The following is a 12688-nucleotide window of genomic DNA, read 5'->3' as shown; positions in this document are numbered from 1 at the left end:
ACATCACACCTAGGCGGCCACGAGCGCCCAGATGCCTGCGACTGCGGAGACGAGCCCGAGCGCGAGCGCCGCACCGATGAGAACCGCGTGAACCGTGAGGAATCGCGTCCTGCGCCCGTCGGCGTCGTGCGCCCGAGGGTCGGCTGCTATCCGGCGGTAGAACCGCGGCCAGACGAGGGCGTTGAAGGCGGCATTGACGAGCAGGAGCACGGCGAGCAGGGTGAGCATCCCCTTCAGCCTATCCGCGCCTAGGCTGGAGCGATGGCGCAGCCCGACTCCCCCGCACGACCCGTCACCATCATCACCGGGGGCAGCCGCGGCATCGGCAGGGCGATCGCCGAGCGGCTCGCCGACGACGGGCACGACCTCGTCATCACCTACCGTGAGCGCGAGAGCGAGACCGAAGCGGTGGCCGACGGCCTGCGAACCCAGGGCGCCGAGGTGCTCGTGCTGCGGGTGGACCTCGAGAGCGCCACGGATGCCGCCGGCGTGTTCGGGGCGGCGCTCGGGCATTTCCCGCGCATCGACAACCTCGTCAACAACGCCGGCATCACCGGCCGCATCGGCGGATTCCTCGAGGTCGATCCGGAGGAGTCGCGGAAGGTCTTCGCCGTGAACGACCTCGCCACCATCGTGCTGTGCCAGCAGGCCATCCGGCACATGTCGACGGCCCATGGGGGTGCAGGCGGCGCCATCGTCAACATCTCCTCGGGGGCCGCGACGACCGGCTCGCCGCACACGTACATCCCGTACGCCATGAGCAAGGCAGCGGTCGACATCCTCACGGTCGGCCTGGCGAAGGAGTTCGGACGCGAGGGCGTACGGGTCAACACCGTCTCCCCGGGGACGACCCACACCGAGATCCACGCGCTCGCGGGTCGACCGAACGCCCCCGAGGAGCGGGCGCCGAAGATCCCGATGGGCCGGGCAGGCCAGCCCCACGAGATCGCCGGGGCCGTCGCGTTCCTGCTCGGACCCGACGCGGGCTACATCACCGGCGCGACCATCCGGGTGGCCGGCGGCAACTAGCGCTCCTCAGCGCCGTTTCGAGATCTTCGCCAGCCGTTCCTCGGATGCGGGCATGCCGAGTTCGCCGAGCGGTCCGTTGTCGGCTCTCAGGGGCAGGCGATCCTCCGTCGGGCAGTCCACGACCGTGTTCGGGGTGGAGTGATCAACGATGTGCTCCGACATGGGATGACCGCAGAGAGGGCACGCCTTGTCGGTGGGCTGCTGCGACGCATCGTCATCGGATGCTGGGGGCGGCGAGACGAAGCCGCGCGAGAGCGTGTCGTCGAGCCGATCGAAGAAGCGCGTGTAGGCGTTGCCGTTGCCCTGAACGTCCTTGTCCCTTGCCATGCAGGCATGGTACGCCCGCTCTCGCTCGCGCGGCTAGCAGGAGCGCGGGCTCAGGACTCCCCGAAACCCGTGGCGACCAGGTCGGCCAGGGCGTCGACGGCGCGCCTGCCGGTCTCGTCGTCGGCTGCGGCCACTTCGATCCGGGCGCCCTTGGTCAGTCCCAGTGCCATGATGCCAAGCAGGCTCTTGGCACTCGTGCCGTTCACGGTGACCTCGGCATCGAACGTGCTCGCGAGCTTGACGAACTCCGCGGCCGGGCGGGCGTGCAGACCGTCGTGATTAACGAGCGTGGCGGTGCGGGTGTACCCGGGACCGCCGTCGGACGGCGCCCCTGCATCGACCTCGCCCGCACGGCTGGGTCCTTGGCCGGCGGATTCCGCGGCCGCGACGACCGCCGCGAGGTCTTCGCCCGTCTCGGCGGCGACCGCTGCGGCGACGGAACCCTCCACGAGGGGCGCCGAAGCGATGCGCACCCGCTCCCGCTCCGCGTCGTCGAGGAAGTCGATCGCCGTCTCCGCGGTGAGGATGGCCGAGCCCAGGTCGCACAGCACGACCACCCCGGCCCCCGTCTCCGCAGACTGGAGCCCGGCGGTGATGCGTTCGAAGCTCGTGCCGATTCCGCCGTCGTCCGTTCCACCTGCGGCGGCGAGCGGAGTGTTCGGCGCCATCTGCCGTGCCAGCTCGAGAACCCCCTCGGCGATCTTGGCGCTGTGGGAGACGACCACGAGGCCCACGCGGCTCACTCCCCCGCCTCCTCCGCCGCTTCGACGGCGGCGCGCAGGAGGTAGGCGGTGGACTGCGATCCGGGATCGCGGTGACCCGCCGATCGCTCGCCCAGGTAGCTCGCCCGGCCCTTGTGGGCCACGAGCGGTTCGGTCGCGGCCGCGCCCTCCGCTGCAGCGCTCGCCGCGGCCTCGAGCACGGCGCGCTCGTCCGCGCCGGATGCGACGGCGGCGCGGGCGGCATCCACGGCGGGCGTCCAGGCGTCGATCATGGTCTTGTCGCCGGCCTCGGCCTTCCCGCGCAGCACGATACCGTCTCGCGCGGCGGTCAGCAGGTCGACGAGAGCCGGGCCGTCCAGCGTCTGCTTGCCGGTGATCGCTCCCGATGCCTTGAGGTAGGCCGTTCCGTACAACGGGCCGGATGCCCCTCCGACCGTCGAGATCAGTGTCGTCGCGACCATCTTGAGAACGTCGGCAGGGGTGGCGTCAGCCGCGACGCCATCGAGCTTGGCGAGCACCGCGGAGAAGCCCCGGTCCATGTTCTCGCCGTGGTCGGCATCGCCGATCTCGCGATCGAGCGTGATCAGCTCCACACGGCGATCAGCGATGACGGCGGCGCTGCGGCGCACCCAGTCCACGGCCCACTCGGTGCCCAACTCCACGTTCCGCCTCCTACCGTCCCCAGCGCAATGCCGCCGTCTGAACCGGCGCATCCCACAGCTGCGTCAACTCATCATCGAGCTTCAGCACCGAGAGCGAAAAGCCTTGCATCTCGAGCGACGTCGTGTAATTGCCGACGAGCGAGCGCGTCACCGTGATGCCCCGTGCCTCGAGGGCCTCCGTCGCGTGCTTGTAGACGATGTAGAGCTCGACGAGCGGGGTTCCGCCCATGCCGTTCACGAGCAGCAGGACCTCATCGCCGGATTCGAACGGGATGTCATCGACGATCGGCCCGAGGATGCGATCAACGATGGCGTCGGCCGGCTCGATCTTGATGCGCTCCCGACCCGGCTCGCCATGGATTCCGATGCCGATCTCGATCTCGTCCTCGGCCAGGTCGAAGCTCGGCTCGCCCACGTGCGGAACGGTGCACGCGGTCAGCGCGACGCCCATCGATCGCACCTGGGCGTTCACCTTCTCCGCGATCGCCGCCACGGCGTCGAGGTCGTCCCCGCGCTGGGCCGCAGCGCCGGCGATCTTCTCCACCAGCACGGTGCCGGCAACGCCTCGACGGCCCGCGGTGTAGAGCGAGTCCTTCACGGCGACGTCGTCGTTCGTGATCACCGAGCGCACCTCGATGCCCTCGGCTGCTGCCAAGTCGGCGGCCGTCTCGAAGTTGAGCACATCGCCGGTGTAGTTCTTCACGATGTGCAGCACGCCTGCGCCGCCGTCGACCGCCTGCGTCGCGGCGAGGATCGGGTCGGGCGTCGGTGAGGTGAACACGGCGCCGGGGACCGCGCCATCGAGCATGCCGTAGCCGACGAAGCCGGCGTGCAGGGGCTCATGACCGCTACCGCCACCGCTGATGATCGCCACCTTTCCGCTCACGGGCGCATCCGCCCGCACGACGAAGATGGGGTCGAAGGATGCCCGTACCAGGTCGGCATGCGCCGCCGCGAAGCCTGCGACCGACTCGTCGACGACTCTCTTCGGATCATTGATGAGCTTCTTCACGACAATCCCTTCCCGGGTGGCGCGCGGGCGGTGCACCCGGTGTGCATCGCCCATGACGCACCGCCTCGTGCATCAACTTAGTGCCGCGTGCTCTGCGGCGTAAGGGTGAATCACCTCGGCGGGTGTCGTTCCCCCGAATGAGGCACGGGGTCTATCGTGTGACCAAGAGCGCAACGCTGCGCTGGACGAAGGAAGGTCATAGTGGACAATCTCGGTGTCGTATTCCTCTCAGAAGTCGTCGGTACGGCGATGCTGACCCTGCTCGGCTGCGGAGTCGTCGCGAACGTCGCCCTCATCAAGAACAAGGGCTTCAACGGCGGCTTCCTCATGGTCACGATCGGCTGGGCCTTCGCGGTCTTCTCGGGCGTGGTCGTCGCGTACAACTCCGGCGCCCACCTGAACCCGGCCGTGACACTCGGACTGATCGCCAACGGCAAGCCGGACTTCGGAGGAGCCGCGCACGTGCCCATCAACGTGGCGTCGACGTTCACCTATCTCGGTGGCGAGTTCCTCGGCGCCTTCCTCGGTGCGGTCGTCATGTGGCTCGCCTACCGCAACCACTTCGACGAGGAGCCGGACCCGGGTGCCAAGCTCGGCGTGTTCTCGACAGGGCCGGCCATCCGTTCCTACGTCTGGAACCTCATCACCGAGATCATCGGCACCTTCGTGCTGGTCTTCGTCATCATCGGATTCGGCAACGGCGGAACACCCGCGGGTCTCGGCGCCCTGCCTGTCGCCTTGCTGGTGCTCGTGATCGGCGTCTCGCTCGGTGGCCCGACCGGCTACGCGATCAACCCGGCCCGCGACCTCGGTCCGCGCATCGCCCACCTCGTGCTGCCCATCCAGGGCAAGGGATCCAGCGACTGGTCCTACGCGTGGGTGCCCGTGCTCGGCCCTGCCATCGGCGGCCTGCTCGCCGGCTGGCTCGCCATCCCGCTCCTCCCGATCCTCAGCTGAGAGACGCCACGTGGGCCGGCCAACGTCGGCCGGTCCACGAGCGTGTCCTCTCCTGCTCTCCACAACAACGAAAAAGGTGAATCATGGCTGATTACGTATTGGCGATCGACCAGGGCACGACGAGCTCTCGAGCGATCATCTTCGACAAGTCGGGATCGATCGTCTCGACAGGACAGCTCGAACACGAGCAGATCTTCCCGCGAGCCGGGTGGGTGGAGCACGACCCGCTCGAGATCTGGCGGAACGTCGGCGAGGTGGTGGGACAGGCCCTCGGCAAGGCGAACCTCACGCGTCACGACATCGTCGCCGTCGGCATCACGAACCAGCGCGAGACCGCTGTGGTCTGGGACAAGACCACCGGAAAGCCGGTCTACAACGCCATCGTCTGGCAGGACACCCGTACCCAGCCGATCGTCGATCGACTCGCAGCAGACGGCGGGGTCGAGCGTTTCAAGCAGAAGGTCGGCCTGCCACTCGCGACCTACTTCTCGGGAACCAAGATCGTCTGGATCCTCGAGAACGTCGAGGGCGCGCGCGAGAAGGCCGAGGCCGGCGACCTGCTCTTCGGCACGACCGACTGCTGGGTGCTGTGGAACCTGACCGGCGGTGTGGACGGCGGCGTGCACGCGACCGACGTGACGAATGCCAGCCGCACCCTGTTCATGGACCTGGAGACCCTGCAATGGGACGACGAGATCCTGGCGGCCTTCAACGTTCCGCGGTCCATGCTGCCCGAGATCAAGCCCTCCGCCGGCGTCTTCGGAACCGCGGCGCCCTCGAGCCTGCTGCGGGAGACGCCCATCGCGGGCATCCTCGGCGACCAGCAGGCGGCCACCTTCGGGCAGGCGGCCTTCGACGCCGGCGAGTCGAAGAACACCTACGGCACGGGCAACTTCCTCATCTTCAACACGGGTGAGGAGATCGTGCACTCCAAGAACGGGCTCCTGACGACCCTCGGCTACCAGATCGGCGACAACAAGCCGCACTACGCCCTGGAGGGATCGATCGCCGTCACGGGTTCACTCGTGCAGTGGCTGCGCGACAATCTCGGCATCATCCAGAGCGCGCCCGAGATCGAGCAGCTGGCCAAGACGGTCGAGGACAACGGCGGCGCGTACTTCGTGCCCGCCTTCTCGGGACTGTTCGCGCCGTACTGGCGATCGGATGCGCGTGGCGCGCTCGTGGGCCTGACCCGTTACGTGAACAAGGGACACATCGCCCGTGCCGTGCTCGAAGCGACCGCTTTCCAGACGCGCGAGGTGCTCGACGCCGTCAACGCCGACTCCGGCGTGGACCTGACCGAACTGAAGGTCGACGGCGGCATGATCGCGAACAACCTGCTCATGCAGTTCCAGGCCGACATCATCGGAGTGCCGGTCGTTCGTCCGGTCGTCGCCGAGACGACGGCGCTCGGGGCCGCCTACGCGGCCGGTCTCGCCACGGGCTTCTGGAGCGACCTGGATGACCTGCGCAAGAACTGGCAGGAGGACAGCCGCTGGGAGCCCCAGATGGATGCCGAGGAGCGCGACCGTCAGATCAGGCTATGGAAGAAGGCCGTCACCAAGACCTTCGACTGGGTCGACGACGACGTGCGCTGATCACGCGTGCTGAACGAGGGTGGCGTCCGCTCCTGCGGGCGCCACCCTCGTCGTCTGCGCGAGCGGCTCGCCGCGCGCTCAGAAGTCGATGCGGCGGGTCGCGGCGACCCACTCGTCGAGCTTGGCTGCCGCGGCTCCCGAGTCGATGACCTCGGCGGCGACGTCGATCTTGTCGCGGAAGCGCGCGAGGATGCTGCGCTGCATCTGGCTGTGATCGCCGGCCAGGTCGAAGGCGACGAGACCGGCCGCGGCGTTCAGGAGCACGATGTCGCGAACCGGACCCTCATCGCCCGCGAGCACGGATCGCACCACGTCGGCATTGTGGGCCGCGTCGCCGCCGACGAGATCGGCCATGCGCGCGCGGGGAAGGCCCAGGTCGCGCGGCTCGATGTCGTGCTCGGTCACGAGTCCCCGCGAGACCTCCCAGACGTGGCTGTGACCGGTGGTCGTCAGCTCGTCCAGGCCGTCGTCGCCGCGGAAGACCAGCGCGGTCGCCCCCCGGGTCTGGTACACGCCGACGAACAGGGGCACGCGATCCAGGTTCGCGACTCCGACCGCGTTCGCCTCGGCACGGGCCGGGTTGCACAGCGGACCGAGGTAGTTGAACACGGTGGGGATGCCCAGTTGCGAACGCACCGGCCCGGCATGCTTGAAGCCCGGGTGGAAGGCGGCTGCGAACGCGAAGGTGATGCCGGTCTCGCGCAGGATCTCGGCGACCCGGTCTGCCGGCAGGGTCAGGTCGATGCCCAGGGCGGCAAGCACATCCGAGGAACCGGATGCCGAGCTCGCGGCCTTGTTGCCGTGCTTGACCACCGGGGTTCCCGCGGCCGCGGAGATGATGGCCGACATCGTCGAGACGTTGACGGTTCCGAAGCGGTCCCCACCGGTCCCCACGATGTCCAGCGCCATCGGGTTCACGTCGAGGGGGACGGCGTAGTCCAGGATCGCGTCGCGGAAGCCGACGATCTCATCGACCGTCTCCCCCTTGGCGTTCAGGGCGATCAGGAAGCCGGCCAGTTGCGCATCCGTCGCATGCCCGGCCATGACCTCCTGCATGCTCCACGCCGCGTCGGCGACGCTGAGGTCCTCGCCTTTCAACAGCGAGGCGAGCACGTTCGGCCACGACTGGGTTTCAAGCATGGCCACGATCTTATTGCTCCCAGCTTCTCGCCGCGGATTCACAGCGCTCTGGCGGCTTTCTTAGGTAGACCTAAGCATCGGCTGTGACCGACTGACCCGCCGGAATGGGAAAACGGGGAGGGGTTATCGGCCATAATGGAGACGTGACGAGCAGCGTTCTAACTCAGCCGGCGAGCACGCCGGCAATCAACCGGCCCAACACCGTTGCGGTGGGCACCATCGTCTGGCTCGGTAGCGAAGTCATGTTCTTCGCCGGCCTGTTCGCCATCTACTTCACGTTGCGCTCGACGAGCCCCGAGTTGTGGCACGCCCAGACGCAGATCCTCAACGTGCCCTACTCCACGGTGAACACGATCATCCTGGTCTCGAGCTCCTTCACCTGCCAGTTCGGCGTCTTCGCCGCAGAGCGCATGCAGCCGCGTTCGGTCGGCTGGAAGCCCACCCAGTGGGGCATGGTCGAGTGGTTCTACCTCACCTTCGCCCTCGGCGCCATCTTCGTCGCCGGCCAGGTGTGGGAGTACGCCAACCTCGTCAGCGAGGGCATCGCACTGAACTCCGACTCCTACGGCTCGGCCTTCTACCTGACCACGGGCTTCCACGGCCTGCACGTGACCGGCGGCCTCATCGCCTTCCTGCTCGTGATCGGCCGGGTGTTCGCGGTGAAGAACTTCGGGCACAAGGAGGCCACGAGCGCCATTGTGGTCTCGTACTACTGGCACTTCGTCGATGTCGTGTGGATCGGCCTCTTCTTCGTCATCTACGTTCTCAAATAGAAATCAGGAGCGAGCAGAAGTCCCCATGCGCGAGAACACATCCTCCACGGCTCGCAGCCGCCGCAAGAGCGGACGCCGGCATCCGCTGGCCACCGTCGCCCTGATCGCGATCGGCCTGGCCGTGACCGGCGGAGCCTACGCGGCCGTCAACTCGGGAACGGCATCGGCCGAGACCCAGACCGCGGGCCAGCAGAGCATCGAAGAGGGCAAGAAGCTCTTCCAGGCCAACTGCGCCACCTGCCACGGCCTCAGTGCCGAAGGCACCCAGGTGGCACCGAGCCTCGTGGGCGTCGGAGCCGCTGCGGTCGACTTCCAGGTCGGCACCGGACGCATGCCCATGCAGGCCAACGGTCCGCAGGCCGAGGAGAAGCCGGTGCAGTTCACCGACGACGAGGTGAAGGCGCTGGCCTACTACGTCGCCTCACTCGGCCCCGGCCCCTCCATTCCCGCGGACCACCTGGTCAACGGCGGTGGCAACGCGGCAAAGGGTGCCGAGCTGTTCCGCGTGAACTGCGCGATGTGCCACAACGTCGCCGGCGCCGGCGGAGCCCTGACCGAGGGCAAGTACGCGCCGTCGCTGCGCGAGGTCACCGGCGTGCACATCTACGAGGCCATGGTCACCGGCCCGCAGAACATGCCCGTCTTCAACGACCTGAACATCTCGCCCGAAGACAAGCGCGACATCATCACGTACCTCAAGTACATCCAGGACACCCCCTCCCCCGGTGGTTTCGAACTCGGTTCGCTCGGCCCGGTGGCCGAAGGCCTGTTCATGTGGATCTTCGGTCTCGGCTCGATCGTCGCGCTGACCGTGTGGATCACGGCGAAATCGAACTGACGGAGTGACGGCAATGAACCAGCACGAAAAGGAGAACCATGGCACAGGACGATAACGACGGTAAGGAACTCGCCGTCGACCATTCGTCGGGCGCCGAGTTCTCGTCGAAGAATGCCGGCATCGCGGTGATCAGCGACGACGCCTTCACGAACCCCGGATTCCCCGCGCACCACAAGCGCGTGACCGACATCGACCCGGCCAGGGCCAAGCGCGCGGAGCGCACGGTCTACACGCTCTTCTACCTCTCGATCGCCGGAAGCATCTGGGCCATCGCCGCCTACATGCTCTTCCCCATCGAGTCGAACAACGTGGGCGACGTTCGACTGAACAACCTCTTCATCGGCCTCGGCATCACGCTGACCCTGCTCGCCATCGGCATCGGTGCGGTGCACTGGGGCAAGTCGCTCATGGTCGACAACGAGGGCATCGACATCCGTCACGAGACCCGGGGCTCCGAGGAGACCCGCGCACGTGCCGTCGAGATCTTCGACGTGGCCAACAAGGAATCCGGCTTCGGCCGGCGCACCCTCGTGCGCAACACCCTCATCGGCGCCCTGATCGCCTTCCCGCTTCCCGCCGTCGTGCTCTTCCGCGGACTCGCGCCGCAGGACAAGGACCCGGTCAAGCTGCTCGGCAACACCCTGTGGAAGAAGGGAACGCGTCTGACGCTCGACCCGAGCGGCGTCGCGATCAAGGCGGCCGACGTGACCCTCGGGAGTGCGTTCCACGTGATCCCCGACGGCCTGAACGACCTCGAGCACGGCAAGCTCGAGGAGAAGGCGAAGGCAGCAGTGCTGCTCATGCGCCTGCGTCCTGAGGACCTGAACCCGGCCCCCGGCCGTGCGAACTGGGCATACGACGGCATCGTCGCCTACTCGAAGATCTGCACGCACGTCGGCTGCCCTGTCGCCCTCTACGAACAGCAGACCCATCACCTGCTGTGCCCCTGCCACCAGTCGCAGTTCGACGTTGCCAACAACTGCGAGGTCATCTTCGGCCCCGCGAAGCGCCCGCTGCCGCAGTTGCCCATCGCCGTGGATGACGAGGGCTACCTAGTCGCGCAGAGCGACTTCCACGAACCCGTCGGCCCTAGCTTCTGGGAGCGTCATTGAGCACCGCAACGACAACGGAGCGTCCTTCCACCGAAGTGACGCCCGTCAAGAAGGGCGGCTTCACCGCCGCCGCGTCGAACTACCTGGACGAGCGCACCGCCATCTCGGTCGCCGTCAAGGAGCTCGGTCGCAAGATCTTCCCCGACCACTGGTCGTTCCTGCTGGGAGAGGTCGCCCTCTACAGCTTCATCGTCATCCTCCTCTCGGGCTCGTTCCTGACGTTCTTCTTCCAGGCGGCGATGACTCCGGTCATCTACGACGGCTCGTACGTGCCCCTCAAGGGCATCGAGATGTCGACGGCGCTGAACTCCACCCTGAACATCTCGTTCGACATCCGGGGCGGCCTGCTCATGCGGCAGGTGCACCACTGGGCGGCGCTGCTGTTCGTGGCCTCGATCGGCCTGCACATGCTGCGCATCTTCTTCACGGGTGCCTTCCGCAAGCCGCGCGAGCTCAACTGGGTGATCGGTTTCGTGCTGTTCATCCTCGCGATGGCCGAGGGATTCACCGGCTACTCGCTGCCCGATGACCTGCTGTCGGGCAACGGCCTGCGCATCATCGACGGAATGGTGAAGGGCATCCCCCTCATCGGCACGTGGACCTCGTTCCTGCTGTTCGGCGGGGAGTTCCCCGGCGACCAGATCGTCGGCCGCCTGTACACGTTGCACATCCTGTTGCTGCCGGCCATCATCGTCGCGCTGATCGCCCTGCACCTGCTCTTCATCGTGGTGCACAAGCACACGCAGTACGCCGGACCGGGTCGCACGAACAACAACGCGGTCGGCCAGCCGGTGCTGCCCATGTACGCGGCCAAGGCCGGTGGATTCTTCTTCATCGTCTTCGGCGTCATCATGCTGATCGCCTCGCTGTTCACGATCAACCCGATCTGGAACTACGGGCCCTACGACCCCTCCCCTGTGTCGGCCGGAACCCAGCCCGACTGGTACATCGGCTTCGCCGACGGTGCACTGCGCCTGATCCCGCCGGGCCTCGAGTTCGTCTGGCTCGACCGCACCTGGTCGTTCAACATCCTCATCCCGCTCGGCGCCCTGGGCCTGTTCATCGTCATCGTGATGCTCTACCCGTTCTTCGAGGCGTGGATCACGGGCGATCGGCGCGAGCACCACGTGCTCGACCGGCCACGGAATGCTCCGACACGTACCGCGATCGGCGCAGCCGGTGTCACGTTCTACGCCGGCCTGTGGGCCGCGGCGAGCTCGGACATCATCGCGACGCACTTCCGCCTGACCATGGAGGGCGTCATCCACGCCCTGCAGTTCACCGTGATCGTCGGACCCTTCATCGCCTACTTCGTCACCAAGCGCATCTGCCTGGCGCTGCAGAAGAAGGACCGCGAGGCGGTGCTGCACGGCTTCGAGACCGGCCGCATCGTGAAGCTCCCCGGTGGCGAGTACATCGAGGTGCATGAGCCGCTTGACGAGTACGAGCGCTGGCGCCTGGTGAGCTACGGCGACTACAAGCCGCTCATGATCCGCCCCAACGCCCAGGGTCGCATCACCGTGGGTCAGCGCATGCGCGCCTCGCTCTCGCGCTGGTTCTTCGAGGACCGCATCGCCCCCGTCACCACGACGGAGCTCGCTGCGGCACACGGGCACGCCCACCACGAGGTGGCGGCCGAGCCGGAGCGCGAGCAGATCAACGCGTAGGTGAGAGACGCGAGAGGGCGCCGGTGACGAGAGTCGCCGGCGCCCTCTTCTCGTCGTCGGAGAGGAGCAGGAGGTGACCCGACGTGCCCGGCGCTTCCGATGACCTCGCGCAATGGCTGCACTGTCCACAGTGCGGTGCCGACCTGACAGCCGTCGACGCGCTGCGCCTCGCCTGTCCCCGTGGCCACAGCTTCGATGTGAACAAGCGCGGCTACGTGAGCCTCGTTCCGCCCGGCGACCGCATGCAGGGTGACGACGCCCGGATGCTCGACGCGCGCGCCGCCTTCCTCGAGCCCGGACGGTTCGCCCCGATCCGGGATGCGCTCCTGAGCGCGCTGCCCGACACGGCGGTTCGGGTGCTCGACGCCGGCTGCGGAACCGGGTACTACCTCGAAGGTGCCCTGTCGCACCTCGGCCCCGCCGCTGCCGCTCTCGCCCTCGACCTCTCCCCCGAGGCCGTGCGCCGGACGGTGCGGCTCACGGGCGCCGCCGGCCTCGTGGCCGACACCTGGCGTCCCCTACCGGTGCGCACCGGCGTGGCAGACCTGGTGCTCGACGTGTTCGCGCCGCGCAACCTGCCGGAATTCGCCCGCGTGCTCGCGCCCGGCGGCATGCTGGCCGTGGTGATTCCGGCTGCCGATCACCTGCGCGAACTGCGGGAAGCCGGCCGCGCCATCGACGTCGCCGCAGGGAAGCTGGAGCGGCTTCGTGCCGATGCGCAGGCGCTGTTCAGCCTCGATGCCATCACCCCGGTCTCCTTCCGCATGGAGTTGGATGCCGCGGCTGCAGCCGCCCTCATCGGCATGGGCCCCTCAGCGCACCACCGCGACACCGCGGGTGAGGCAGTCGAC

The 12688-nt window shown here is 67.7% G+C and carries 14 protein-coding genes; 8 read left to right on the top strand and 6 right to left on the bottom strand.

Annotated elements, in window-relative coordinates:
* Window positions 1–9 precede the first annotated feature (9 nt).
* Window positions 10–228, bottom strand: coding sequence for an SCO4848 family membrane protein (locus WDJ51_RS00080; protein ID WP_337850376.1), 219 nt, complete (start codon window positions 226–228; stop codon window positions 10–12).
* Window positions 229–261: 33 nt separating this feature from the next.
* On the opposite strand from WDJ51_RS00080, the gene WDJ51_RS00075 reads away from it, so the two are divergent.
* A complete protein-coding gene (locus tag WDJ51_RS00075) occupies window positions 262–1029 on the top strand; it encodes an SDR family NAD(P)-dependent oxidoreductase (RefSeq protein WP_337850375.1) in 768 nt (255 codons plus the stop codon).
* 6 nt (window positions 1030–1035) lie between these two features.
* Here WDJ51_RS00075 and WDJ51_RS00070 read toward each other — a convergent pair whose 3' ends face one another.
* The 4 genes from WDJ51_RS00070 to dhaK are packed head-to-tail and all read right to left on the bottom strand — an operon-like array spanning window position 1036 to window position 3752.
* Window positions 1036–1356, bottom strand: a complete 321-nt coding sequence (locus WDJ51_RS00070) for a hypothetical protein (RefSeq protein ID WP_337850374.1) — start codon at window positions 1354–1356, stop codon at window positions 1036–1038.
* A gap of 50 nt (window positions 1357–1406) precedes the next feature.
* Window positions 1407–2099, bottom strand: a complete 693-nt coding sequence (dhaM, locus tag WDJ51_RS00065; protein WP_337850373.1) for a dihydroxyacetone kinase phosphoryl donor subunit DhaM — start codon at window positions 2097–2099, stop codon at window positions 1407–1409.
* Complete coding sequence (gene dhaL, locus WDJ51_RS00060; protein WP_337850372.1) at window positions 2096–2740, bottom strand: dihydroxyacetone kinase subunit DhaL; 645 nt, start codon at window positions 2738–2740, stop codon at window positions 2096–2098. The genes dhaM and dhaL overlap by 4 nt, the downstream gene beginning before the upstream one ends.
* A 10-nt stretch (window positions 2741–2750) precedes the next feature.
* Window positions 2751–3752, bottom strand: coding sequence for a dihydroxyacetone kinase subunit DhaK (dhaK, locus tag WDJ51_RS00055; RefSeq protein WP_337850378.1), 1002 nt, complete (start codon window positions 3750–3752; stop codon window positions 2751–2753).
* A 249-nt stretch (window positions 3753–4001) separates the two neighbouring features.
* Here dhaK and WDJ51_RS00050 point away from each other — a divergent pair, with 249 nt between their 5' ends.
* Together WDJ51_RS00050 and glpK are read left to right on the top strand one after the other, a co-directional pair.
* Window positions 4002–4709: an MIP/aquaporin family protein gene (locus WDJ51_RS00050; RefSeq protein WP_443218446.1), complete on the top strand. Its 708-nt coding sequence runs from the start codon at window positions 4002–4004 to the stop codon at window positions 4707–4709.
* 83 nt (window positions 4710–4792) lie between these two features.
* Window positions 4793–6307, top strand: a complete 1515-nt coding sequence (gene glpK, locus WDJ51_RS00045) for a glycerol kinase GlpK (protein WP_337850370.1) — start codon at window positions 4793–4795, stop codon at window positions 6305–6307.
* A gap of 78 nt (window positions 6308–6385) precedes the next feature.
* Here the strand turns inward: glpK and trpD are convergent, their stop codons facing one another.
* Complete coding sequence (gene trpD, locus WDJ51_RS00040) at window positions 6386–7447, bottom strand: anthranilate phosphoribosyltransferase (RefSeq protein WP_337850369.1); 1062 nt, start codon at window positions 7445–7447, stop codon at window positions 6386–6388.
* Between the two features lie 104 nt (window positions 7448–7551).
* On the opposite strand from trpD, the gene ctaE reads away from it, so the two are divergent.
* From ctaE to WDJ51_RS00015, 5 genes are all read left to right on the top strand, one after another.
* The gene (gene ctaE, locus WDJ51_RS00035) at window positions 7552–8220 is read left to right on the top strand and encodes an aa3-type cytochrome oxidase subunit III (RefSeq protein WP_443218445.1); all 669 of its coding nucleotides are present in this window, start codon (window positions 7552–7554) and stop codon (window positions 8218–8220) included.
* A 25-nt stretch (window positions 8221–8245) separates the two neighbouring features.
* Entirely contained in the window at window positions 8246–9058 is an 813-nt protein-coding gene (qcrC, locus tag WDJ51_RS00030; RefSeq protein WP_337850367.1) for a cytochrome bc1 complex diheme cytochrome c subunit, read from the top strand.
* Between the two features lie 38 nt (window positions 9059–9096).
* On the top strand, window positions 9097–10170 hold the full coding sequence (qcrA, locus tag WDJ51_RS00025; RefSeq protein ID WP_337850366.1) for a cytochrome bc1 complex Rieske iron-sulfur subunit: 1074 nt from the start codon (window positions 9097–9099) through the stop codon (window positions 10168–10170).
* A complete protein-coding gene (qcrB, locus tag WDJ51_RS00020) occupies window positions 10167–11837 on the top strand; it encodes a cytochrome bc1 complex cytochrome b subunit (protein WP_443218444.1) in 1671 nt (556 codons plus the stop codon). Before qcrA ends, qcrB begins: the two co-directional genes overlap by 4 nt.
* Before the next feature lie 83 nt (window positions 11838–11920).
* The coding region (locus WDJ51_RS00015; RefSeq protein WP_337850365.1) for a methyltransferase domain-containing protein at window positions 11921–12688 on the top strand (768 nt) is incomplete at its 3' end.

It is taken from the genome of Rathayibacter sp. YIM 133350, assembly GCF_037404875.1.
Classification (GTDB): Bacteria; Actinomycetota; Actinomycetes; order Actinomycetales; family Microbacteriaceae; genus Orlajensenia.
Note: the sequence above shows the minus strand (reverse complement) of the source record. Positions and strands in the feature narration are given on the sequence as shown.

What these genes read in the sequence shown, in the direction of transcription:
- qcrA (WP_337850366.1), top strand. Translation starts at nt 9,097, where the DNA reads ATGGCACAGGACGATAACGACGGTAAGGAACTCGCCGTCGACCATTCG.
- WDJ51_RS00050 (WP_443218446.1), top strand. Translation starts at nt 4,002, where the DNA reads ATGCTGACCCTGCTCGGCTGCGGAGTCGTCGCGAACGTCGCCCTCATC.
- WDJ51_RS00075 (WP_337850375.1), top strand. Translation starts at nt 262, where the DNA reads ATGGCGCAGCCCGACTCCCCCGCACGACCCGTCACCATCATCACCGGG.
- glpK (WP_337850370.1), top strand. Translation starts at nt 4,793, where the DNA reads ATGGCTGATTACGTATTGGCGATCGACCAGGGCACGACGAGCTCTCGA.
- WDJ51_RS00080 (WP_337850376.1), bottom strand. Translation starts at nt 228, where the DNA reads ATGCTCACCCTGCTCGCCGTGCTCCTGCTCGTCAATGCCGCCTTCAAC.
- ctaE (WP_443218445.1), top strand. Translation starts at nt 7,552, where the DNA reads ATGGGAAAACGGGGAGGGGTTATCGGCCATAATGGAGACGTGACGAGC.
- WDJ51_RS00070 (WP_337850374.1), bottom strand. Translation starts at nt 1,356, where the DNA reads ATGGCAAGGGACAAGGACGTTCAGGGCAACGGCAACGCCTACACGCGC.
- trpD (WP_337850369.1), bottom strand. Translation starts at nt 7,447, where the DNA reads ATGCTTGAAACCCAGTCGTGGCCGAACGTGCTCGCCTCGCTGTTGAAA.
- qcrC (WP_337850367.1), top strand. Translation starts at nt 8,246, where the DNA reads ATGCGCGAGAACACATCCTCCACGGCTCGCAGCCGCCGCAAGAGCGGA.